Origin of the sequence: Achromobacter spanius (assembly GCF_039673305.1) — a bacterium.
GTDB lineage: Bacteria > Pseudomonadota > Gammaproteobacteria > Burkholderiales > Burkholderiaceae_B > Achromobacter > Achromobacter spanius_F.
Window position 1 is genome coordinate 1 of the sequence record NZ_JBDJLJ010000076.1, and the last position, 22472, is coordinate 22472.

General features: G+C 65.5%; 20 protein-coding genes. 3 read left to right on the plus strand and 17 right to left on the minus strand.

The window, feature by feature from the left end; translation table 11 throughout:
* Positions 1-195: 195 nt before the first annotated feature.
* Positions 196-1173, plus strand: coding sequence for a 2,3,4,5-tetrahydropyridine-2,6-dicarboxylate N-succinyltransferase (gene dapD / locus ABE485_RS28815; protein ID WP_346518691.1), 978 nt, complete (start codon positions 196-198; stop codon positions 1171-1173).
* 76 nt (positions 1174-1249) lie between these two features.
* On the opposite strand, the gene ABE485_RS28820 is transcribed toward dapD, so the two are convergent.
* From ABE485_RS28820 to ABE485_RS28895, 16 genes are all read right to left on the minus strand, one after another.
* Positions 1250-1867, minus strand: coding sequence for a hypothetical protein (locus ABE485_RS28820; RefSeq protein WP_346518677.1), 618 nt, complete (start codon positions 1865-1867; stop codon positions 1250-1252).
* A gap of 125 nt (positions 1868-1992) precedes the next feature.
* Positions 1993-2847, minus strand: a complete 855-nt coding sequence (locus ABE485_RS28825) for a class II glutamine amidotransferase (RefSeq protein WP_346518678.1) — start codon at positions 2845-2847, stop codon at positions 1993-1995.
* Between the two features lie 77 nt (positions 2848-2924).
* Positions 2925-4988 carry a UvrD-helicase domain-containing protein gene (locus ABE485_RS28830; RefSeq protein WP_346518679.1) on the minus strand — a complete coding sequence of 688 codons (2064 nt, stop codon included), beginning with the start codon at positions 4986-4988 and terminating at the stop codon, positions 2925-2927.
* Positions 4989-5193: 205 nt separating this feature from the next.
* Positions 5194-7284, minus strand: coding sequence for a primosomal protein N' (locus ABE485_RS28835; RefSeq protein WP_346518680.1), 2091 nt, complete (start codon positions 7282-7284; stop codon positions 5194-5196).
* A 351-nt stretch (positions 7285-7635) separates the two neighbouring features.
* Positions 7636-8709: a uroporphyrinogen decarboxylase gene (gene hemE, locus ABE485_RS28840; RefSeq protein ID WP_346518681.1), complete on the minus strand. Its 1074-nt coding sequence runs from the start codon at positions 8707-8709 to the stop codon at positions 7636-7638.
* A 163-nt stretch (positions 8710-8872) separates the two neighbouring features.
* On the minus strand, positions 8873-9760 hold the full coding sequence (locus ABE485_RS28845; RefSeq protein ID WP_346518682.1) for a helix-turn-helix domain-containing protein: 888 nt from the start codon (positions 9758-9760) through the stop codon (positions 8873-8875).
* Positions 9761-9911: 151 nt separating this feature from the next.
* Complete coding sequence (locus ABE485_RS28850; RefSeq protein ID WP_008167502.1) at positions 9912-10337, minus strand: F0F1 ATP synthase subunit epsilon; 426 nt, start codon at positions 10335-10337, stop codon at positions 9912-9914.
* A 9-nt stretch (positions 10338-10346) separates the two neighbouring features.
* Entirely contained in the window at positions 10347-11747 is a 1401-nt protein-coding gene (gene atpD, locus ABE485_RS28855; RefSeq protein WP_346518683.1) for a F0F1 ATP synthase subunit beta, read from the minus strand.
* 43 nt (positions 11748-11790) lie between these two features.
* On the minus strand, positions 11791-12696 hold the full coding sequence (atpG, locus tag ABE485_RS28860) for a F0F1 ATP synthase subunit gamma (RefSeq protein ID WP_346518684.1): 906 nt from the start codon (positions 12694-12696) through the stop codon (positions 11791-11793).
* Positions 12697-12794: 98 nt separating this feature from the next.
* On the minus strand, positions 12795-14336 hold the full coding sequence (gene atpA / locus ABE485_RS28865; protein WP_346518685.1) for a F0F1 ATP synthase subunit alpha: 1542 nt from the start codon (positions 14334-14336) through the stop codon (positions 12795-12797).
* Positions 14337-14364: 28 nt separating this feature from the next.
* Positions 14365-14904: a F0F1 ATP synthase subunit delta gene (locus tag ABE485_RS28870; RefSeq protein WP_346518686.1), complete on the minus strand. Its 540-nt coding sequence runs from the start codon at positions 14902-14904 to the stop codon at positions 14365-14367.
* Positions 14905-14916: 12 nt separating this feature from the next.
* Complete coding sequence (locus tag ABE485_RS28875) at positions 14917-15387, minus strand: F0F1 ATP synthase subunit B (RefSeq protein WP_008167494.1); 471 nt, start codon at positions 15385-15387, stop codon at positions 14917-14919.
* Positions 15388-15531: 144 nt separating this feature from the next.
* Positions 15532-15774, minus strand: coding sequence for a F0F1 ATP synthase subunit C (gene atpE / locus ABE485_RS28880; protein WP_003815363.1), 243 nt, complete (start codon positions 15772-15774; stop codon positions 15532-15534).
* 118 nt (positions 15775-15892) lie between these two features.
* Entirely contained in the window at positions 15893-16774 is an 882-nt protein-coding gene (gene atpB / locus ABE485_RS28885; protein ID WP_346518687.1) for a F0F1 ATP synthase subunit A, read from the minus strand.
* Positions 16775-16857: 83 nt separating this feature from the next.
* Positions 16858-17271 (minus strand): ATP synthase subunit I, encoded by a 414-nt coding sequence (locus ABE485_RS28890; RefSeq protein WP_430795476.1) that lies wholly within the window; start codon positions 17269-17271, stop codon positions 16858-16860.
* A gap of 391 nt (positions 17272-17662) precedes the next feature.
* Positions 17663-19222, minus strand: a complete 1560-nt coding sequence (locus ABE485_RS28895) for a DUF1254 domain-containing protein (protein WP_346518688.1) — start codon at positions 19220-19222, stop codon at positions 17663-17665.
* On the opposite strand from ABE485_RS28895, the gene ABE485_RS28900 reads away from it, so the two are divergent.
* Positions 19221-19481 (plus strand): hypothetical protein, encoded by a 261-nt coding sequence (locus tag ABE485_RS28900; RefSeq protein ID WP_346518689.1) that lies wholly within the window; start codon positions 19221-19223, stop codon positions 19479-19481. The genes ABE485_RS28895 and ABE485_RS28900 overlap by 2 nt on opposite strands.
* Here the strand turns inward: ABE485_RS28900 and ABE485_RS28905 are convergent.
* Entirely contained in the window at positions 19478-20254 is a 777-nt protein-coding gene (locus ABE485_RS28905) for an enoyl-CoA hydratase (protein ID WP_008167478.1), read from the minus strand. The two genes, ABE485_RS28900 and ABE485_RS28905, sit on opposite strands and share 4 nt — an antisense overlap.
* A 28-nt stretch (positions 20255-20282) precedes the next feature.
* On the opposite strand from ABE485_RS28905, the gene ABE485_RS28910 reads away from it, so the two are divergent.
* A complete protein-coding gene (locus tag ABE485_RS28910; RefSeq protein WP_346518690.1) occupies positions 20283-22058 on the plus strand; it encodes a M61 family metallopeptidase in 1776 nt (591 codons plus the stop codon).
* The last annotated feature ends 414 nt before the right edge of the window (positions 22059-22472 follow it).

The window sequence follows — 22472 nt, forward strand, 5'->3', positions numbered from 1 at the left end:
GTCCGGAGCGAACGCTCCGGACCGCAATCGTGGGCGCTCGCAGCCACGGCGCCCGCGGCGACGGGCGACCTACGAAGACCTGCCACGCCCAAAAAACACGAACGGCATCTAAAAAACCACTATCGCAATACCGCCAACAGCCTGAAACATTCGCCTAGAATGTCCCTCACCCAAATTCCCGCCAGCAACACCCCCATGCCCGACACGCCCACCAGCGCCATCGCCTACGGCCTGGCCACCATCGCCGCCGACGGCGCCATCCTCGACACCTGGTACCCGCGCCCGTCCCTGGCCGATAACGCCCCCGCCACCGGGACCCGTCATCTGACCCCGGAAGAAGCCCGCGCCGCGCTCGGCGAACACGTCGCCACGGCCCTCGTCCGGGACACCCGCCGCAAAGTCGATATCGTCGCCGTGCGCACCGCCATCTCGTCGCTGGACGAGCCGCCCGTCGACGCGCATGACGCCTACCTGCGCCTGCACCTGCTCAGCCATCGGCTCATCCGCCCGCACGGCGCCAATCTGGACGGTCTGTTCAACGTGCTCACCAACGTGGCCTGGACTTCCGCCGGCCCCTGCGCGGTGGATCAGGTGGACGCGCTGCGCTGGCATCTGCGCGCCACCGGACAGGTGCTGGAAATCCGCGGCGTGGACAAGATTCCGCGCATGACCGACTACGTCGTGGCCAGCGGCGTGCGCATCGCCGACACGGCGCGCGTGCGGCTGGGGGCACACCTGTCGCCGGGCACCACCGTGCTGCACGAAGGATTCTGCAATTTCAACGCCGGCACGCTGGGCGCCTCGATGGTCGAAGGCCGCATCAGCGCGGGCGTCACCGTCGACGACGGCACCGACATCGGCGGCGGCGCGTCCATCATGGGCACCATGTCGGGCGGCGGCAAGCAGGTGGTGTCCATCGGCAAGCGCTGCCTGCTGGGGGCCAACTCGGGCCTGGGCATCTCGCTGGGCGACGATTGCGTGGTCGAAGCCGGCTGCTACATCACCGCCGGCACGCGGGTGCTCACGCCCGAAGGCGCTGTGGTCAAGGCCGTGTCGCTGGCCGGGCAGCACGGACTGCTGTTTCGCCGCAACTCCCAGACCGGCGCGGTCGAGACGCTGGTGCGCACGGCCGCATGGGGCACGTTGAATCCCGCGCTGCACGCGGGGCATTGAATGAAATATGGCCGCGACTAGCGGCCATATTTCTTGCACGGCACGCCCTGCGCGCCGCGTGCGGAGATGTTCCGCTTCAGGCGTATTCCGCCGTCTGCCCCAGCTGGTCATAGACCAGGTTCACGAACAGGTCGGAACTGAGGATGCGCGTGGCAACGCACGAGAAGACCGTCTTGCCGCTGTCGTCCTGCAGGCTGACGGTTTCGGCCCAGTCATTGAGGTCGATACGCTGCAGCGATTCGAAGGGCCAGGTTGCGCCACCGATGTGCAGCCCCTGCGCCGACAGGGACAACTCCCGAGTCTGCAGGTCGGGGAAGTCGCCGCCCACGATGTAGCGGAACGTGACGCGCGCGCCTTCCGCGGCCAGGTCTTCGAGGACGGGCAGGCGCTGCTCGACATAGTGCGAGCGGAAGGCATCCATGAACTTGCTGAAATCATCGATGCCGGACGCCACGGTCCAGGCATTATCCGTGCGGCTGCGGTAGGCCAGGCTGTCGATCACGCCCGGTGCCGCGTCCGGACCGCCGGCAAACAGGCAAAGGTCCTGGATATCCGCGAATGCGGTGTAGCGGCGGGTGTCGCCTTGCTGGCGGACGACGCCTTGGTCATGCAATTCAAAGCAATCCGGGGCGCTCCCCGTGTGCGAAAACACCGCGAATGCGTCTGAGGCCTGCGGGGTTTGGCTATCTGTCATGCAACTTCCTTATTGAGTTGGGGTGCTTTCGCGGCCCAGGACGTCGCAAAGTCATGCGATCCGTATTCTCCCCTATATGAGCGATACGTGCTTGATGACCCTTGTTTCCAGCGCTTACCGGCGATTCACGCCCCGGGCGGAATCGGCGCGAAGGGATAGTGGTTCACGTCGCCGCGCCCGGCGATGATGGCGGTTGCCTCAGGCACTTCTTCCCAGGCGCCGGGCATTTCGGACAGGGGCTCGGACAGCAGCAGAAAGGCGTCATCGTCCAGCGAGGCGATCTGCGGGTTGTCGGGGTAGAGTTCGCGCAAATGCCGCACGCAGGTGTTGTGAAACAGCGTGCGCGAGTCGCGCTCGCTGGAATAGCGCACCGCGATCAGGCGTTCGCCGTCCAGCGCGCAGACGGTCATGTTGATGGGCTGCGCCACGCCATGGCGCCGCCCTGCCTCCTCGACCGCGCCCACCATGCGCGCGATCGCCGATATCGGATCCTCGTCCAGCCCGAACGTCAGGGCCAGCAGGAACATCACCTCGGAATCGGTGGATCCCTCCAGCGACCCGAAATACGCGGGCGCGATCATCAGCATCAGGTCGCGCCTGAGCAGCGGATAGTCGCGGATGAGCCCGTTGTGCACGAACAGCCATTGCCCGTGGCGAAAGGGGTGGCAGTTGGTCTCTTGCGCGGGCGTGTCGGTGGCCGCGCGGATATGCGCCACGAACAGCGGCGCGTGGATGGCCCGCGCCGCTTCGCGCAGGTTGCGGTCGTTCCAGGCCGGATGCACGCTGCGGTAGCGAAACGGCGGTTCGACGGGCCGGCCTTCCATGGGCCGGCCATACCACCCCAGGCCGAATCCGTCCCCGTTGGTGGTGGTGGCGCCCAGGCGCGAATGCAGGCTCTGGTCGATCAGGGAGTGCTTGGCCTTGAAAAGCACGCTCTCCATCTGCAGGGGACTACCGGTGTAAGCCAGCCAGCGGCACATGATGCGCTCCTTCGATCCGGGACGAACCCAGTGTAGGAGCGGCCCGCGCGCGCCACAAGCCCGCGCGCCCGGCCTGCCTACTTCTTCAGCAGCGCCTTGAGCATCGCCATGCGCTCCTTCGGATTCATCGCGGCCGTGGCCTCGTCTTCCTGGATGCGGACGTCGCCCAGGCCCATTTCCTCGATGAAGCGCGACGGTTCGCGCACCAGGTCTTCGCGCGCGCGGCGGCGGCGCTTGCACCAGCTGAGATTCAGGCTGCGCTGGGCGCGCGTGATGCCCACGTACATCAGGCGGCGTTCTTCCTGGATGCGCGTGGCCAGGTTCTCGGCCGCGCGGGCCGGGTCGCCGACCTCGTCGTCCTTGCCCAGGTGAGGCAACAGGCCCTCTTCCACGCCCGCAAGGTAGACGTGTGGATATTCCAGGCCCTTGGACGCGTGCAGGGTCGACATTTTCACGGCATCCGGTTCTTCTTCTTCGCCGCGCTCGAGCATGGTGACCAGCGCCACGTGCTGCACCAGGTCGAAGAGCGTCATGTTGTCTTCCTCGGCCTTGCGCTTGAGCCAGCCGGTCAGCTCCAGCACGTTCTGCCAGCGCGTCTGGGCCGGCCGTTCCTCGAACAGTTCGAACAGGTGGCGTTCGTACTGGATGGCCTCGAGAAGGTCGTCCAGGATCACGCCGGCCGGTTCCGCGGGCGCGGCGTCCTTGCCCGATGCGGCGCCGCGTCCGGCGCGCCACTGCATGCGGCGGATGAACTCCGCGAACGTACGCAGCTGGTCGAGTTGGCGGGGCGCGAGCTGGGTTTCCACCCCGGTCTCGGCGACGGCCGCCAACAGCGAAATCTCGCGGCTGGCCGCGTACTGGCCCAGCGCCTGCAGGGTCGCCTGGCCGATGCCGCGCTTGGGCGTGGTGGCGGCGCGGATGAACGCCGGATCGTCGTCGTCGTTGGACAGGATGCGCAGATAGGCCAGGATGTCGCGCACCTCGGCCTTGTCGAAAAAGCTTTGCCCGCCGGAGATCGTGTACGGGATCTTCAGATTGCGCAGCGCCTGCTCCAGGATGCGCGACTGGTGGTTGCTGCGGTACAGGATGGCGAAGTCCTTCCACTGCGCCTGGCGCTCGAAGCGCGAGGCCGAGACTTTCATGGCGATGGACTCGGCTTCTTGTTCTTCGCCGTCCATGGCGGACACCAGGATGGGCTCGCCCACGCCCAGTTCGGACCACAGCTTCTTTTCGAACAGCTTGGGGTTCTTCTCGATCACCTGATTGGCGGCGGCCAGGATGCGCTGCACCGACCGGTAGTTCTGCTCAAGCTTGATGAGCTTGATGTTCGGGTAGTCGGTGGTCAGCTTGGCCAGGTTTTCGATCGTGGCGCCGCGCCAGGCATAGATGGCCTGGTCGTCGTCGCCCACCGCAGTGAACATCGCGCGCGGCCCCGTCAGCAGCTGCACCAGCCGGTATTGGCACACGTTGGTGTCCTGGTATTCATCGACCAGCAGGTAGCGCACCCTGTTCTGCCAGCGGGTGCGCACTTCCTCGTTGCTGGCCAGCAGCTGCGCGGGGATGCGGATCAGGTCGTCGAAGTCCACCGCCTGATAGGCGGCCAGCGTGGCGGCATAGCTGCGGTAGACGTTGGCGGCCTCGACGTCGCCCGGCGTGATCGCTTCGCGGGCGGCGTCGTCGGGTTCCACCAGCCCGTTCTTCCACAGCGAGATGATGCCCTGCACGTGGCGCAGCCGGGCCTTGTCGGTGGTGGCCAGCAATTCCTGGATGATCGCCATGGCGTCGTCGGCGTCCAGGATGGAGAACGTGGGCTTGAGGCCCGCGTTGCGCGCCTCTTCCCGCAGCATCTTCACGCCCAGCGAGTGGAAGGTGCTGATGATCAGGCCCTTGGACAGCTTGCGGTCCACCAGCGTCTTCACGCGCTCGTCCATTTCGCGCGCGGCCTTGTTGGTGAAGGTCAGCGCCACGACGTTGCGGCCCATGTAGCCGCATTCGCGCAGCAGGTAGGCGATCTTCTGCGTGATGACGCGCGTCTTGCCGCTGCCCGCGCCGGCCAGCACCAGGCACGGGCCGTCCAGGTAGAGCGTCGCCTCCCGTTGCGCGGGATTCATGCCGTGGCCAATCGGTTCGCTTGCGGACATTGGAGAGTCAGGTCGTCGTGCGTCGCGGCGGCCATGCCCGGGCAGCCGGCAAGCACAGGGCTTGCCGCCGCCCGTCAGCGGGCCGGAAGAACGCTAGAAAAAAGGGGACGGGCGCAGCCGCCGCAGCGGGTCTGCCGCGCCGGCGCGATAGAGGAAGACGATCATAGAACAATCGGATCGATGGCGCATCGGCGGGCCGCCGCCATCAGATTTCCAGCGGATCGACTTCCAGTTGCCAGCGCACGCGGGCCTCGTTGGCCAGGTACGGCAGATGGTGCGACCAGGACGCCAGGAACGCCTGCAGGGCGGGCCGGCTGCTGCTTTCCACCAGCAGTTGCGCGCGTTCGATGTTGGCCACGCGCACCACCCGCAGCGGCACGGGATCGTAGAGCATCACCGCATTCATGCCGGGGAAGTCGGCTGCCCACTCGCCCTCGGGCAGCACGCGCGCCTGCTCAAGAAAGGCCTGCGCCACCTTGAGCTCGCGCGCTTCGGCCGTCAGCAGCGCCTGGTAGACGAACGGCGGCAGCCCCGTGCTTTCGCGCTCATGCAGCGCATGGCGCGCGAATCCCGCGTAGTCGTGGCGCAGCAGGGCCTGGTAGACCGGCTGCTCGGGATAGCCCGTCTGGATCAGGACCTCGCCGTTGCCTTGATGGCGGCCGGCGCGGCCGGCCACCTGCATCAATTGCGCGAACAGGCGCTCGGGCGCGCGGAAGTCGTGCGCGAACAGCATGGAATCGGCGTTCAGCACGCCCACCAGCCCCAGCCGCGCGAAATCGTGGCCCTTGGCCACCATCTGCGTGCCCACCAGGATGTCGACCTCGCCGGCGTGCACGGAGGCGAACAGCGCCTCGGCGCTGCCCTTCTTGCGCGTGCTGTCGGCATCGATGCGCAGGATGCGCGCTTCGGGGAACAGTTCCGCCAGATGCTCTTCCACGCGCTGCGTGCCCCGTCCCATGGGCGCCAGGTCCTGGTCGCCGCATTCGGGGCAGGCGCGCGGCACCGGGGCCTGGTAGCCGCAATGGTGGCACTGCAGGCGATGGCCGCGGCCGTCCGTGCGGTGCAGCACGGTAAAGGCAGTGCAGCGCGGGCAATTGCTGACCCAGGCGCAGGACTGGCAATGCAGCACCGGCGAATAGCCGCGCCGGTTCAGGAAGATCAGCGACTGTTCCTTGCGTTCCAGGCGCTGGCCGATGGCGTCGATCAGTTGCGGCGACAGGCCCTGCTTGAGCTGCAGCCGGCGCGTGTCCACCAGCCGGATCGACGGCAGCGTACTGGAACGCGCGCGGCCCGGCAGGGTCAGGCGCAGGTAGCGGCCGCGTTCGGCGTGCTGCCAGGTTTCCAGCGACGGCGTGGCCGATCCCAGCACCACCGGGATGTCCAGGTCATGGGCGCGCCACACGGCAAGGTCCCGCGCCGAATAGCGCAGGCCGTCCTGCTGCTTGTAGGACGCGTCGTGCTCTTCGTCGACCACGATCAGGCCCAGCTCGGTCAGGGGCGCGAAGATCGACATGCGCGTGCCCAGCAGCATGCGGGCCTGTCCGCGCTGGGCGCGGGCCCAGGCCTGCAGGCGCTCGCCGTCGGACAGGCCGCTGTGCATCACGGCCAGGCCGTCCGGCCCCAGCAGCGACTCCAGGCGGGCGCGCAACGCGCCTTCGAGCTGCGGGGTCAGGTTGATCTCGGGCACCATCAGCAGGACCTGCCGGCCGGCCGCCAGTACTTTTTCGGCAGCGCGCAGATAGACCTCGGTCTTGCCGCTGCCGGTCACGCCGTGCAGCAGCACGGGCTTGAACCCGCTTAGGGCGCCGATGGTGTCCACGGCCTCGCGCTGGGCATCGTTCAGTTCCGGCGGCTGGTCGGCCGCGACCGGCGCGCGCGCCGCCTTGCGCTTGCGCCCGTCCAGCCGCGCCACCGGGCCGCCGGCCGACCGCTTGCCCTGGTACGCCGTGGGCTTGCGCAGCGGCGGAGGCAGCGTGGGCAGCATGACTTCACCCAGCGGCCGCTGATAGTAGTCCGCGGCAAAACGCGCCAGCCGCAGCCAGTCGTCGTCAAAGGGGGGCAGGTCATCCAGCACGGCTTCGATCGGTCGGATCTGCTTGGGATCGAACGAGGGTTCGGCCGGGTTGTCCACCACCACGCCGATCATCTTGCGCCGGCCGAACGGCACGATGACCCGCAAGCCGGCCGTGATGGGCGCGTCGTTGCGGTAGTCGAAGGGGCCTGGCAGCGGCACGTCCAGCGCCACGCGCACCCAGCAGATCGCTGCGGGATCCGCAATCAGGGGCGCGTCAGACATGGAGGCTCGAAAGAAGCATGTACGGAAAAAGACCTATCTGAAAGGATGAGGCGCCGCCGCCGCGGCCGCAGGGGGATTTTCGCCCCTGAGCAGAAAGCTGCGCCGGCGCCCCTGTGGATAACTTTGGGGAAAAGGCCGGGGCAACATCAGAAATTGGAATATGGCAAGAATGCTCAAACTATTGCATCCCTGTTGATAAATCGTATTTTTGCTTTAAAAACAGCAATATACGAAGGCTTTCGAGATTGTAAACCAGCTTATAAAGGGTTTTCCCCGAGCCAGAATTTATTGTGCACAAGTCCCCCGGCAGGACTCGCGGCTTCGGCCCTTGGGGCCGAAGCGTCCACTCACTTACCCTCGCAGCGCGCGGCTGTATTGGTGGACTTCATCGACCAATTCGGCTACAGCCTCCGGCGGAGTGAAGCGCGAAATGCCGTGTCCCAGATTGAAGACGTGGCCACCCTTGCCCACCGGCCCGAAGGCGTCCAGCACGCGGCGCGCTTCGGCGCGGATGGCGCTGGCGCCGCCAAAAAGCGCCATCGGATCCAGGTTGCCCTGGAAGGCCACGGAGTCTCCGGTCCGGCGGCGGGCGGCGGCCAGATCCACCGTCCAGTCCAGGCCCACGGCGTCGCTGCCGCAGGCCGCGATGTCTTCCAGCCACTGTCCGCCGCCCTTCGTGAAGACGATGACGGGGACGCGACGGCCTTCGTGCTCGCGGGTCAGGCCGGCCACGACCTTGCGGGTGTAGGCCAGCGAAAACTGCTGGAACAGCCCGTCGGCCAGCACGCCGCCCCAGCTGTCGAACAGCATCACGGCCTGCGCGCCCGCGGCAATCTGCGCGTTCAGGTACTGCAGCGTGGCCTCGGCGTTGATTTCCAGGATGCGGTGCAGCAGGTCGGGACGCGCATACAGCATGGTCTTGATCAGGCGGTAGTCGTCGCTGCCCTTGCCTTCGACCATATAACAGGCAATGGTCCAGGGGCTGCCGGCAAAGCCGATGAGCGGCACCTTGCCGTCCAGGTTGCGCCGGATGACGCTCACCGCGTCGAACACATAGCGCAGCTTGTCCATGTCGGGCACCTCGAGACGCGCGACGTCGTCTTCGGTGCGGATGGGACGGGCAAAGCGCGGGCCTTCGCCTTCGGCGAAATCCAGGCCCAGGCCCATCGCATGAGGCACCGTCAGGATGTCCGAAAAAAGAATGGCCGCGTCCAGGTCGTAGCGCTCGAGCGGCTGCAGAGTGACTTCCGAGGCGTAGTCCGGGTTCTGCGCCAGGCCCATGAAGGAGCCGGCGCGCGCGCGCGTCTCGCGGTATTCAGGCAGATAGCGTCCCGCCTGGCGCATCAGCCAGATGGGGGTATACGGCACGGGCTCGCGCAGCAGGGCGCGCAAGAACACATCGTTCTTCAAACGGGGAGCAGACACGGCTAACCTCGGCGATCGGAAGCCGTGAGTTTACTTCCCTTGGCTGACAAGGCGGGAGCGTGCGGGATTCCCGGCTTGCGCGGACGCAACCCCGGCGCGCCGAGGTGTGGCGGGGCGCGCGGGGTGCGGCATGGACGGATGGGATCAGAAAGATCCGGCCCTGCTAGTCATCTCCGCTGGAATGGCCCGCTGCGTGCGCAGCCTGGCGGTACGGCGCGGCCTGGATGCCGTGCTTGCGCATCAGCGCCCAGAAGGCGCGCCGGTGCTTGGCGCACGCGCGGGCCGCCTGCGCCACATTGCCGCCGTGCCGCGACAGCGCGTGGCGGATGTATTCGCGTTCGAATCCGTTCACCACCTGCGCCTTGGCCGCCCTGAAGGATTCCTGCGTCGCCGTTCGGCGGTACTGGTGCCGCATGCGGCTTAGCGCCTGTTCCACGATCTCGGCGGCTACCCGGGGCCGGGCGGACGCCGGCGCGCACACGGACGCGGACGCCAACGCGGACACAGGCCCGGGCGGCACAGCGCGCGCCGCCGGTGCGGGCGCGCCTTCATAGCTGGCCGCCAATTCCCGAACGCCTCCCGACGAGGCCGTCCCACGCGCAACGCCTGCCCTGGCCAGCCGATCCAGCCGCACCCGCAGGCTTTCCGGGCAGGCCGGCTGGGCAATGAAGTCCGCCGCGCCCAGCGTGAGCAGGTCCAGGATGGCGGGCGCCTTGACCTCATGAACCAGAAGCAGGATGGGCGTATCGAGCGCGCGGCTGGCTTGCTGGAGCGCCATGCGCGTCCATGCGAGCGAGGACGGCGCCACGGGCAGGATGCAGCCGTCGTAGCGCCTGAGCGACACCGCCAGGCGGGCCAGGGTGTCCGGCGCAGCCGCAGCCCCGGCTGTTGTAGCCGCCGCATCCGTACCGCCGGGCCCAGCGTGCGGCGCAAGCGGCACCGGATGCAGCCGTACTCGCGCAAGACGAGCCTGATGGCCCGCGATCCAGGCGGCCATCGCCGCCTCGTGGCCTGGCGCCAGCAGCACCCCGCAATCCAGCACGTCTCGCACGCTGCCCTCTCCTTGAGTTCGCATCACAAGGCTGAAGGCTACTGTTGCAAAACGCGCCCGCCTATTCGTAGTGAACGCAGCGCATGAAAAAAGCGGCCCGTGGGCCGCTTCTTTCAAGTCCGGGGAGAACCCCGGCGTACCGCAATGCCGCTCAGTGCGAGCGTCCGCCTTGGCGCAGCTTGCGCGCCGCGATGGCTTGCGCAGCCAGCATGGCGAGCTCGGCTTCGACAACCGCGATGTCCGCCTTGTCCTTGGCGTTCGCCAGGGCCAGTTCGGCCTTCTGGCGCGCTTCCAGGGCGCGGGCTTCGTCGAGGTCCGAGGCACGGATAGCCGTGTCGGCCAAGACCGTCACGCTGCCCGGCTGAACTTCCAGGATACCCCCGGCGACGAAGATGTTTTCCTCGCCTTGGTCGGCACGAACGATCTTGACCGTTCCGGGGCGTATGCGCGAGATGAGCGGGGTGTGGCCGGGCAGAATGCCCAGTTCACCCGACTCGCCAGGCAGAACCACGAACTTCGCCTCACCGGTGAAGATCGCTTCCTCTGCGCTGACCACATCCACATGCAGGGTAGCCATATCGGTTCCTTATTGCAGTTTCTTGGCCTTCTCGAAGGCCTCGTCGATCGAACCGACCATGTAGAAGGCCTGTTCCGGCAGGGCATCGCACTCGCCGTTAACGATCATCTTGAAACCACGGATGGTTTCGGCCAGCGGAACGTACTTGCCGGGCGAACCGGTGAACACTTCGGCAACGTGGAACGGCTGCGACAGGAAGCGCTGGATCTTGCGCGCGCGGGCCACGGCCTGCTTGTCTTCCGGCGACAGTTCGTCCATGCCCAGAATCGCGATGATGTCGCGCAGTTCCTTGTAGCGCTGCAGCGTTTGCTGCACGCCACGGGCAACGGCGTAGTGCTCTTCGCCGACGACTTGCGGGTCGAGCTGGCGGCTGGACGAATCCAGCGGGTCCACGGCCGGGTAGATACCCAGGGCGGCGATGTCACGCGACAGCACGACGGTCGAGTCCAAATGCTGGAAGGTCGTGGCGGGCGACGGGTCGGTCAAGTCGTCCGCAGGGACGTACACGGCCTGGATCGAGGTGATCGAGCCGGTCTTGGTCGACGTGATGCGCTCTTGCAGCTTGCCCATTTCTTCGGCCAGCGTGGGCTGGTAGCCCACGGCCGACGGCATACGGCCCAGCAGTGCGGACACTTCGGTACCGGCCAGGGTGTAGCGGTAGATGTTGTCCACGAAGAACAGGATGTCGCGGCCTTCGTCGCGGAACTTCTCGGCCATCGTCAGGCCGGTCAGCGCCACGCGCAGACGGTTGCCCGGGGGTTCGTTCATCTGACCGAACACCATCGCAACCTTGTCCAGAACGTTCGACTCTTCCATTTCGTGGTAGAAGTCGTTGCCTTCACGGGTACGCTCACCCACGCCGGCGAACACCGACAAGCCGCTGTGCTGCTTGGCGATGTTGTTGATCAGTTCCATCATGTTCACGGTCTTGCCCACGCCGGCGCCGCCGAACAGGCCGACCTTGCCGCCCTTGGCGAACGGGCACACCAAGTCAATAACCTTGATGCCGGTTTCCAGCAGTTCCACCGACGGCGACAGTTCGTCGAAACGGGGAGCCTGTTGATGGATGCCGCGCTTTTCTTCGTGCTGGATCGGGCCGGCTTCGTCGATGGGACGACCCAGCACGTCCATGATGCGGCCCAGCGTGCCGGTGCCGACGGGCACCGAGATCGGGGCGCCCGTGCCCGTGACCTTCATGCCGCGGCGCAGGCCGTCGCTGGAGCCCAGCGCAATGGTACGCACCACGCCGTCGCCCAACTGTTGCTGCACTTCCAGCGTCAGACCCTTTTCGGCGAACGAGGAACCCTCGTCGGCCAGAGTAAGCGCTTCATAGATCTTGGGCATTTGATCGCGGGGGAACTGAATATCCACCACGGCGCCGATGCACTGAACGATGGTTCCGTTGCTCATGTCGATTCCTTGCTTGATAGCTTTTGACGGGATGCTGCCTGCCTTAAACGGCGGCAGCGCCCCCTACGATTTCCGAAATTTCTTTGGTGATCGCGGCCTGACGGGTCTTGTTGTAGACCAGTTGCAGATCGCCGATGACCTTCTTGGCGTTGTCCGACGCCGCCTTCATGGCGACCATCCGGGCCGACTGCTCCGAAGCCATGTTCTCGGCCACGGCTTGGTACAGCAGGCCTTCAACGTAACGCTGCAGCAGGTCGTCGATCACGCTACGGGCGTCGGGTTCGTAGATGTAATCCCAGCTGTATTCCGACTTCACTTCCGAGGTCTTGGCCAGGCTATCGGCGCCCGTCTGGTACGGATCTTCCAAACCGCTGGCCAGGGGCAGCAGACGCAAGAACAGGGGCTCTTGCTTCATCGTGTTGACGAAGCGGGTCGAGGCCACGTACAGCGCGTCGATGCGGCCTTCCAGGTAGGCGTCCAGCTGCACCTTGATCGCGCCCAGCAGGCGGTCGAGTTGCGGCTTGTCGCCCAGTTGCACTTCCTGGGAAACCAGTTTGGCGCCGATACGGGTCAGCACACCCACGCCCTTGTTGCCGAAAGCGGTCGCTTGCACGGCGATGCCGTTTTTCTCGAACTCTTTCAGCTTGCCCAACGTCACGCGGGTGATGTTGGTGTTCAAGCCGCCGCACAAACCCTTGTCGGTCGTCACCATGACCACGCCGACCGCCTTGATTTCGCGTTCGACCAGGTACGGGTGGCTGTACTCGGGATTGGCCTGCATCAGGTGCGCTGCAATCTCGCGCACCTTGGTGGCGTACGGACGGCCGGCACGCATCCGTTCCTGCGCCTTGCGCATCTTGGATGCGGCGACCATTTCCATCGCCTTGGTGATCTTGCGCGTGTTTTGCACGCTCTTGATCTTGGTTCGGATTTCCTTAATTCCGGGCATTGCGCTTTCCTGTGAAGACTGGCCGATGGGTTCCGCTCGCGCCTCAACCATCCGGGAAGGATGGGTGAGGCGTCTGGGACGCCTAACCCATCACTTTCTTAAAAAGCACCGTGCTTCTTGAATTCCTGAACGGCGGTGGCCAGTTCGGCCTCGTCGTCCTTGGACAGTTCCTTGGTGTCTTCGATGCGCTGGATCAGGGCCGCATGCTTGGCCTTGAGCTGATCCTTCAGCGACTTCTCGAACGACAGCACTTGGGCCACGTCCACGTCATCCAGGTAGCCGTTGTTGACCGTGTACAGCGTGACGGCCAGTTCCCACACCTGCAGCGGCTGGTATTGCGGCTGCTTGAGCAGTTCCACCACGCGCTTGCCGCGTTCCAGCTGGCGACGGGTCGCGTCGTCCAGGTCGGAAGCGAACTGCGCGAAGGCGGCCAGTTCACGGTACTGCGCCAGGTCGGTACGGATACCGCCGGACAGCTTCTTGACGACCTTGGTCTGGGCAGCGCCACCGACGCGCGACACCGAGATACCGGCGTTGATTGCGGGGCGGACACCAGCGTTGAACAGGTCGGTTTCCAGGAAGATCTGGCCGTCGGTGATCGAGATCACGTTGGTCGGAACGAAGGCCGACACGTCGCCTGCCTGGGTTTCGATGATCGGCAGCGCGGTCAGCGAGCCGGTCTTGCCCTTGACGGCGCCTTCGGTGAACTTCTCGACGTACTCTTCGTTGACGCGAGCGGCACGCTCCAGCAGGCGCGAGTGCAGGTAGAACACGTCGCCCGGGTAGGCTTCGCGGCCCGGCGGACGGCGCAGCAGCAGCGAGACCTGGCGATAGGCCCAGGCTTGCTTGGTCAGGTCGTCATAGACGATCAGGGCGTCTTCGCCGCGATCGCGGAAGTATTCGCCCATCGTGCAGCCGGCGTAGGCGGCCAGGTACTGCATGGCGGCCGAGTCGGAAGCCGAAGCGGCCACGACGATGGTGTATTCCATCGCGCCGTGCTCTTCCAGCTTGCGCACCACGTTGTTGATCGTGGAAGCCTTCTGGCCGATGGCGACGTACACGCAGGTGACGCCCTTGCCCTTCTGGCTGATGATGGTGTCGACGGCCACGGCGGTCTTGCCGGTCTGGCGGTCGCCAATGATCAGTTCGCGCTGGCCACGGCCGATGGGAACCATCGAGTCGATAGCCTTGATGCCGGTTTGCAGCGGCTGCGACACCGAGCGGCGGGCGATAACGCCAGGCGCCACTTTTTCGATGATGTCGGTTGCCTTGGCGTTGACCGGACCCTTGCCGTCGATCGGCTCGCCCAGCGTGTTGACCACGCGGCCTTTGAGTTCCGGACCGACCGGGACTTCCAGAATGCGGCCGGTCGTCTTGACCTGGTCGCCTTCGGAAACGCCGGTGTAGTCGCCGAGAATAACGGCGCCGACGGAATCGCGCTCAAGGTTGAGCGCCAGACCGAAAACGTTGTTGGGGAATTCGAGCATTTCGCCCTGCATCACGTCCGACAGGCCGTGGATGCGGGTAATACCGTCGGTCACGGACACGACGGTGCCCTGAGTACGGACATCAGCCGAAGCGCCCAGGCCCTCGATGCGGCTCTTGAGCAGTTCGCTGATCTCGGAGGGATTGAGTTGCATATTGACTCCTGGAATCCTGTTAGTAGCCTTAAGCGGCGAGCTGATCGCGCATGCGGACCAATTGGGCTTGTACGGAAGTATCGAGCACCTGGTCGCCGACGGCCACGCGCACGCCGCCGATCAACGACGGGTCGACGGTAACGCTGGGCTTGAGCTTGAGGCCGAATTTTTGTTCGAGCGCGACGACCAGTTCTTTGACCTGGGCATCGCTCAGTTCGAACGCGCTGGTGATTTCCGCCTGCGCCGTGCCTTCGTGACGATTCCGCAGCGCCACGAATTGCGAGGCGATGTCGGGCAGCAGCAGCAGTCGGTCATTTTCGACCAGCAGCTCGATGAAATTGCGGGCGGCTTGCGGCAAATCGGCCTTGATCAGGCCGACAAACAGGTCGACGCGCTGCTTGTCGCCCAGACGCGGGTCGGCCATGGCCTCGCGCACGTCGGGGTTGGAGGCGACCTGCGACATTTCGCTGACCAGGTCGGCCCACGCCGGCAAACCGGCCTTGTCGTCGCGCGCTGCGCTGAAGAGGGCTTCAGCGTAGGGCCGGGCAACAGTGGAAAGTTCAGCCATGACGGTCCCGGATTAGAGCTGCGCGCGGAGCTGGTTCAGCAGCTCGGCGTGTGCGCGGGCGTCAACCTCGCGCTTGAGGATCTGTTCAGCACCCTTGACGGCCAGCGCGGCGACGTCGTCGCGCAGCGCTTCACGGGCGCGCTGGACTTCCTGCGCGGCATCCTGGGCAGCCTGCGCCACGATGCGGGCGCGCTCGGCTTCCGCTTCGCGGCGGGCCTGCTCGATCAGCGAGGCGGCTTGCTTCTCGGCCTCGATGATGCGTGCGTGGTTTTCGGACTTGGCAGAAGCCTCGATCAGACTGACGCGCGCCTGGGCTTGAGCCAGGTCGGCTTTGCCCTTCTCGGCGGCGGCCAGGCCGTCGGCGATTTTTTGGCGGCGCTCGTCCATCGCCTTCGTCAGGGGAGGCCACACGAATTTCATCGTGAACCAGCCCAGAACGAAGAACACGAGCATCTGGAAAATGATCGTCGCGTTCAGATTCACGGTCGTTCCTTTAACACCTTGCGGCTCCGACCGCACCCGGAAAGGGGCGTCACGGAGCACTCGATACTTTGCTGACCGGCGATGGAGCGTTTGCCCTCATCGCCGCCAGCGTCATGACCCACCTATTTGCCGGCGGGCGGTGCCTTAGCCGACGAACGGATTGGCGAAGGCGAACAGCATGGCGATACCCACGCCGATCAGGAATGCCGCGTCGATCAGGCCAGCCAGCAGGAACATCTTCGTTTGCAGAGCGTTCATCAGTTCAGGCTGACGAGCCGAGGCTTCCAGATACTTGCCGCCCATCAGTGCGATGCCGATGCAAGCGCCGATAGCGCCCAGACCGATGATAAGACCGCAAGCGAGGGCAACGAAAGCGACGTTGGTCATGACAACTCCTTGGTTAGAAATCTGAAGTCAAAAATTGAAAAATAAGAGGTACAGCTCAATGCAAGATAATCTTGCTATCCAGCGCCGGCCGGGTGGCCGACGCCGGAAATTCGGGGGATCAGTGGCCTTCGTGAGCTTGGCCGAGGTAAACCAGCGTCAGCATCATGAAGATGAAGGCCTGCAGCAGGACGATCAGGATGTGGAAGATCGCCCAGATGGAGCCGGCCAGGATATGGCCGACGCCCAAGCCAATGCTGGCGCCGTTGAAGCCGGTCCAGGCGCCGCCCAGGAGGGCGATCAGCATGAAAATCAGTTCGCCGGCGAACATGTTGCCGAACAACCGCATGCCCAGCGACACCGACTTGGCGGCGTATTCGATCAAGTTCAGCAGCAGGTTGAACGGAGCCAGGACGATGGCGCCCAGGCCGTGCGCATGGAACGGCGCGGTGAACAGTTCCTTGACGAAGCCGCCCGGCTTCTTGATCTTGATGCCGTAGTAGAACATCAGGAGCAGCACGCCCAGCGACATGCCCATCGGCACGTTCAGGTCGGCGGTCGGCAGAATGCGGTGGTAGTAGAGGGGATCGCCGTGCTCGGCGCCCAGGCCGGTCAAGCGCCAGATGGAGGGCAGCAGGTCGACGGGCAGCAAGTCCAGCGCGTTCATCAGGATGATCCAGAGGAACACGGTCAGGGCCAGCGGGGCGATGAAAAGACGGCTCTTGGCGTTGTGGACGATGCCCTTGGCCTGGTCGTCGACCATGTCGACGATCATTTCCACGAAGGCCTGGAAACGCGACGGAACGCCGCTGGTGGCGCGGCGCGCGGCGCGCCACAGGAAGAAAATGACGATCAGGCCCATCAGGCCGGACCAGAACAACGAGTCGTAATTGATGATGTCGAACTGAGCAATAGCGCTCTGTTTCTCACCGGTATTGTTCAGATGCACCAGGTGATGCTGAATATACGCGGATTGAGGCGACACGTCGCTGGCAGCAGCCATTTGAATCCTACCCTATTTGCTGTAAGCCCGGCCCTTTCGAACCGGACGATTCCACGATTTCGTTTGCCGCAACTTACTCGGCGCTAAGACAGCTTGCGGAACATCAAAAGCAGGAGATAGCCTTTCAATGTGAGTATCAGACCGAGCAGCGCGGCAGGCCAGACCAGCCAATCCTGCGCCACACGCGAAAGCAGCCACAACAGCAATGCCGTTGCGAACAACTTGATCAACTCACCAGAGAGAAAGGTAAAGGGACTGGCCTTACCGGCCCGCACGCTGACAGCCAGGCGCAATGCGAACAACGCATTGGGTATGAAATACGCTCCTGCCCCCGCCAGCGCCGACCAACCTGCCGCCGCCCCTCCGACAACCCCCGCAATTACTGCTGCTGCGAGCCCCATGGCGCCTTGCGCCGCCAATGCCAACAGGAGCCCGCGGGCAGCTTGTGCATCCAGCGCCGCGCGATCCGCGTCGCTAAGAACCAGAACTTTATCCACCATGTCCGGGTCCAACAACGTTGGGTCCAACTCTGTTGGTTCCAACATCGCCTGATCCAGACTTTGGCCCACCCTTTGCTCCAGACTTTGCTGTTGCTGCATGGCGTTCTGCCGCATCAAACTAACCCCGCTTACCTTGCCCCTGTGAGAACCGGCGCGCCTCTAGGCGCAGCTCTTATCCCGCAAGCGTCAAACCCGCAGAGTATAGCTTGATTCTTTTTACCCTAGCAAATGAACTTTCGGGCGTTTGTAAGGTGACAACAACGGCGCCGACAGACTCGAAAAAAGGGACGAGCAGACCCTGGCCGCCGGCACGCGCGCACTGTGCATGCACCCGCGAAAAAGCGCGCGGACTCCGGGTGGAGGCCGCGCGCCGCAAGGGTGGGAGCGCTTAGTCTTCCTTGACCGGCGGAGGCGCCCACAGCCCGTCAAGCGCGGTGTCCTGCGGCGAGTACAAGCGCAGGCTGAGCAGGAAGGGGCCATCGGCGGCCGGCGTGCTTACCCAGTTCGCGCGCTTGGCCTCGCCGGGGTCGCGGCGCTGGACATAGATGTCCAGCGAACCGTCGGCGTTGAACTTCAGGCCGTCGGTGCTGCGCAGGACGTAGCGGTTTGCGGGATTTTCCGCGAAGCCATATTGGCCGTTGTAGACATGCAGCGACCAGAACGCGTTGGTGGGCGGCAACTGCCCCTTGTCGAAGTGAAGCACGTAGTCTTCGCGCGAATCGAGGGGACGGCCCTTGGAATCGGACGCCGTCACGGGGTACAGCACGTCCTCCGGCGTTGGCGCGCCCAGCCCGGCATAGGCGATGGCGGCGCGGCGCGCGTAATCCGTGCCGTACGTGCCAATGCCCGACAGCACCGTGTTCCAGCCGTTGATGGGCGTGCCCAGGCGCGAGACGCCGTCGGCGATGCGCCGACCGGCCAGGGGCTGCGCATCCGTCAGCGCCTGCTGCACCGTCGGGCTCAGGCGGCCGTACGAGAACGGCTGGCGGTCGTCCAGGCCGATGCGGCGCATGCGGTCAAGCATGGGCGTGTCGTTGGCATGCGGGGGGTTGTTGCGCAACGCCTCGAAGAAGACGCCGAAGTACGTGGCCGCGTCCATGCCCGCAACCTGTTCAGCCGGCGTGCCGTCGGGCAGCGTCGTCGGCGCGGGCGTCGGCATGGGCAGTCCGGTGCCGATCGGGGCGGTGCCCACGCCCGGTCCGGTCTGCGGATAGAGGTTGCCGGCGACGCGGCCGCGGCCGGTCGTGGCGGGCGTGACCGGCGCGACCAGTTGCCGGGACGTCATGCCCGACTGGATCTGGTTGACCGCCGCGTAGTCTTGCGGACCACCGGCCTGCGTCCAGCCGATGAGCCAGCCCACCGACGTCGGACTGCGGATCACATCCACGCCCGCGGGCACACTGCCCTGCCAGTTCGGACCCACGATGGCGAACGACTGCGCGCCGTGCCCGTTGGTGCGCGTGCCGCGGGACGCGAAGACGTCGCTCCACATGTCCAGCGCGGACAGCACGGTATAGCGGCCGCCGGTATCGGGCAGGTTGATGATCAGGGGCGCCCGCGACACGTCGAACCACAGGCTGGAGTAAAGGGCATCGGCGCTGGGCCATGGCGTGTCGGCCGCGCGCGGGTCGGGAAAGGCCGCCTTGTGGCCAAACTGGTTCATCGGCGCCTTGCCGTCCAGCGGGCTCTGCACGGCGGTGGCCTTGCGGCGCGCCAGCTCCATCAGCACCATCGGGTACGCGTAGACGTAGGAGTCGATGGCGATGTCGCGCAGTTCCTGTTCGCTCACGCGCGCGGCGGGCGCCTGGGCGGCCGGGTAAGGAGTTTCGGACACCAGCCGCAGGGAAGGCTGCGGCGACTGAGCCTGGGCGACGTTGAGAAAGCAGACGCTGAGCGCGCCGGCAAGCGCTGCGGTAGACAGCCGGCGGGTAGCGATGGATGTACGCATGCAAGGCTCCTTCTTGGTTTTGTTTGCAAGCGAGCCGCCGCGCGGGACTTGCCAGTGTGGACAAGCCGCTCTGGCGCGGCACCTCGGGATGACGCGCTTTCAGGATAGGGAAGAACGTTGCAACAAGGTGCTGGCCAGACGTTTCAAGGCGCAACGCCGCGCGCCGCGCCCGCCAGGCGAAAAAAAGCGCGCCCACATAGGGCGCGCCGGCAATTTCAGCGACCGTCTTGAAGATCGCTCTGGTCGTAACAAGCCTTAACGGTGTTTGAAGTCCGGTTTGCGCTTTTCGGTGAAGGCGGCCATCCCTTCCTTCTGGTCTTCGGTGGCGAACAGCGAATGGAACACGCGGCGCTCGAACAGCAAGCCTTCGTTGAGCGAGCCTTCGAAGGCGCGGTTCACGCATTCCTTGGCCATCATCACGGACGGCAGGGACATGGATGCGATCACCGTCGCGGCGTCCAGCGCCTCTTCCATGAGCTTGTCGGCGGCCACCACGCGCGACACCAGGCCGGCGCGTTCGGCTTCCTCGGCGCCCATCATGCGGGCGGTCAGCGCAAGGTCCATGGCCTTGGCCTTGCCCACCGCGCGCGGCAGGCGCTGGGTGCCGCCCGCGCCCGGGATGACGCCCAGCTTGATTTCGGGCTGCCCGAACTTGGCGGTGTCGGCGGCGATGATGATGTCGCACATCATGGCCAGTTCGCAGCCGCCGCCCAGCGCGTAGCCGGCCACGGCAGCGATGACGGGCTTGCGGATGCGCTTGAGCGTTTCCCAGTTGCGGGTGATGTATTCGCTGCCGTACACATCCATGTACGACCAGTCTTTCATCGCGCCGATATCCGCGCCCGCGGCGAAGGCCTTTTCGCTGCCGGTGATGACCACGCAGCCGATGTCGGCGTTCGCTTCGAAGGCCAGCAGCGCGGCGCCAAGCTCATCCATCAGTTGATCGTTCAGCGCGTTGAGCGCCTTGGGGCGGTTCAGCGTCAGCAGACCGACTCGGCCCCGGGTTTCGACCAGTACAAACGACTCGCTCATTGAATGTCTCCAGTAATAAGATATGAGCATGAAAAAACTTGATGCCGTACCTGCCATACTTTACCGCCTTGCGCCGCACGATCCCGCCGGCCACCGCTACCGGATAACCCTAACCGTCGACGCGCCCTCGCCCGCCGGCCAGCGCCTGTCCTTGCCGGCCTGGATTCCGGGCAGCTACCTGATCCGCGACTTCTCGCGCCAGATCGAATCCGTCGCCGCCTATTCCGGCGCGCGGCGCGTCAATGTCGACAAAATAGACAACCACACCTGGCAGGCCGCGCCCTGCGACGGTCCGCTGCGCGTGGAGTACACGGTCTACGCGTGGGACCTGTCGGTGCGCGGCGCGCACCTGGACGAAACGCATGGCTTCTTCAACGGCACCAGCGTCTTTCTGCGCGTGCATGGCCAGGACCACCTGCCCTGCCTGGTGGACCTGGCGCCGCCGCGCGGCATCGATGGCTGGAAGGTGTACACCAGCCTGCCGGAAGCGCTGGGCCACAAGGGCGCCGCCCGCCGCCACGGCTTCGGGCTCTACCTGGCCCCGGACTACGACGCGCTGATCGACCATCCCGTCGAGATGGGCACGCCGCAGGTCTCGCGCTTTGTCGCGCACGGCGCCGAGCACGAGCTGGTCTTCACTGGCGTAGCGCCCAACCTGGACCTGGCCCGCATCACGGAGGACGTGAAGAAGATCTGCGAAACCCAGATCGCGTTCTTCGAGCCGCGCACGAAGCGCGCGCCGTTCCTGGACAGTTCGGAGCGCTACGTCTTCATGACGATGGTGACGGGCGACGGCTACGGCGGACTTGAACATCGGGCCAGCACGGCGCTGATGACGGCGCGCAAGGATCTGCCGGTGCTGGGCCAGCAGGGCCAGGGCGATGGCTACCGGGGCTTCCTGGGCCTCGTGAGCCACGAGTATTTCCACACCTGGAACGTGAAGCGGATCAAGCCGGACGCGTTCACGCCCTACGACCTGTCGCAGCCCGACCTGACGCGCCTGCTGTGGGTGTTCGAGGGCTTCACTTCGTACTACGACGACCTGCTGCTGCTGCGCTCGGGCGCGATCACGCAGGCCGATTACCTGCGCCTGCTGGCCAAGACCATCACGAGCGTGGCGCGCACGCCGGGCCGCCACAAGCAGTCCGTCGCGGAGAGCTCGTTCGACGCATGGACGCGCTATTACAAGCAGGACGAGAACTCGCCCAATGCGTTGGTCAGCTATTACACCAAGGGCGCGCTGGTGGCGCTGGGCCTGGACCTGCTGATCCGTAATGAGACATCCGGAGCGCGGTCGCTGGACGATGTGATGCGCCTGCTGTGGGAACGCTATGGCCGCGATTTCTACCGGGGCAAGCCGCAGGGCCTGGCGGAAGACGGGCTGCCGGCGCTGATCCTGGAGGCGACCGGCGTGGACACGCGCCGCTTCATCGCCCGCTACGCATACGGCACGGCCGATGTGCCGCTGGCCGAGCTGCTGGAGCCGCAAGGTGTGAAGCTGCAGTGGAAGACGGCCGCCAATATCCCGTCGCTGGACGTGCGCACGCGCAAGCAGGGCGATGCGTTGATGCTGGCGACGGTGCTGGAAGGCGGCGCCGGACACAAGGGCGGCCTGTCCGCGGGAGACGTGCTTGTCGCCATTGACGGACTGCGGGTGGATGCGCCAGCGGGACTCGACCTTCTGCTCGCACAGTACCGGGCGGGGGATCGGGTGACTGTGCATGTGTTTCGGCGGGATGAGTTGAGGGAGTTCCGGGTGAGGTTGAGTGCGCCGGAGGCGTTGGAGTCTGTTCTGGTGGGTTGATGGGGGGGGGATCGGGATGGGTTCTTGAGACGCCCGGTGCGGCGTGGGCCTGGGGTGGCGGGGCTACGATTGCGGTCCGGAGCGTTCGCTCCGGACTACCCCGTTGTCATCCTCGTCCTCGCCTTCGGCGACTCCTTCGGATTCCCTCGGGCGCATCTACACGCCCCGCCACCCCAGGCCCACGCCACACCGGGCTCCTTCAGTTTCAGCTTTACGCGCGCTGGCGCAGCCGGAGTTCTTAAGGTTCTGGCCAGCACTCGATTGAGTGAGGAGCGTCTTGCGGGGCCCGCCCCCGGCCGGCCGCGCTGGCGGCCTTTGGGGGCTTACGCGCTGTCTTGCGTCGGTGCTATGACGCTACGCGTGTGGCTGCGATGTTGGCCTGCTTTGCTGCGTTTGCCTGGGCGCGGAAGATCT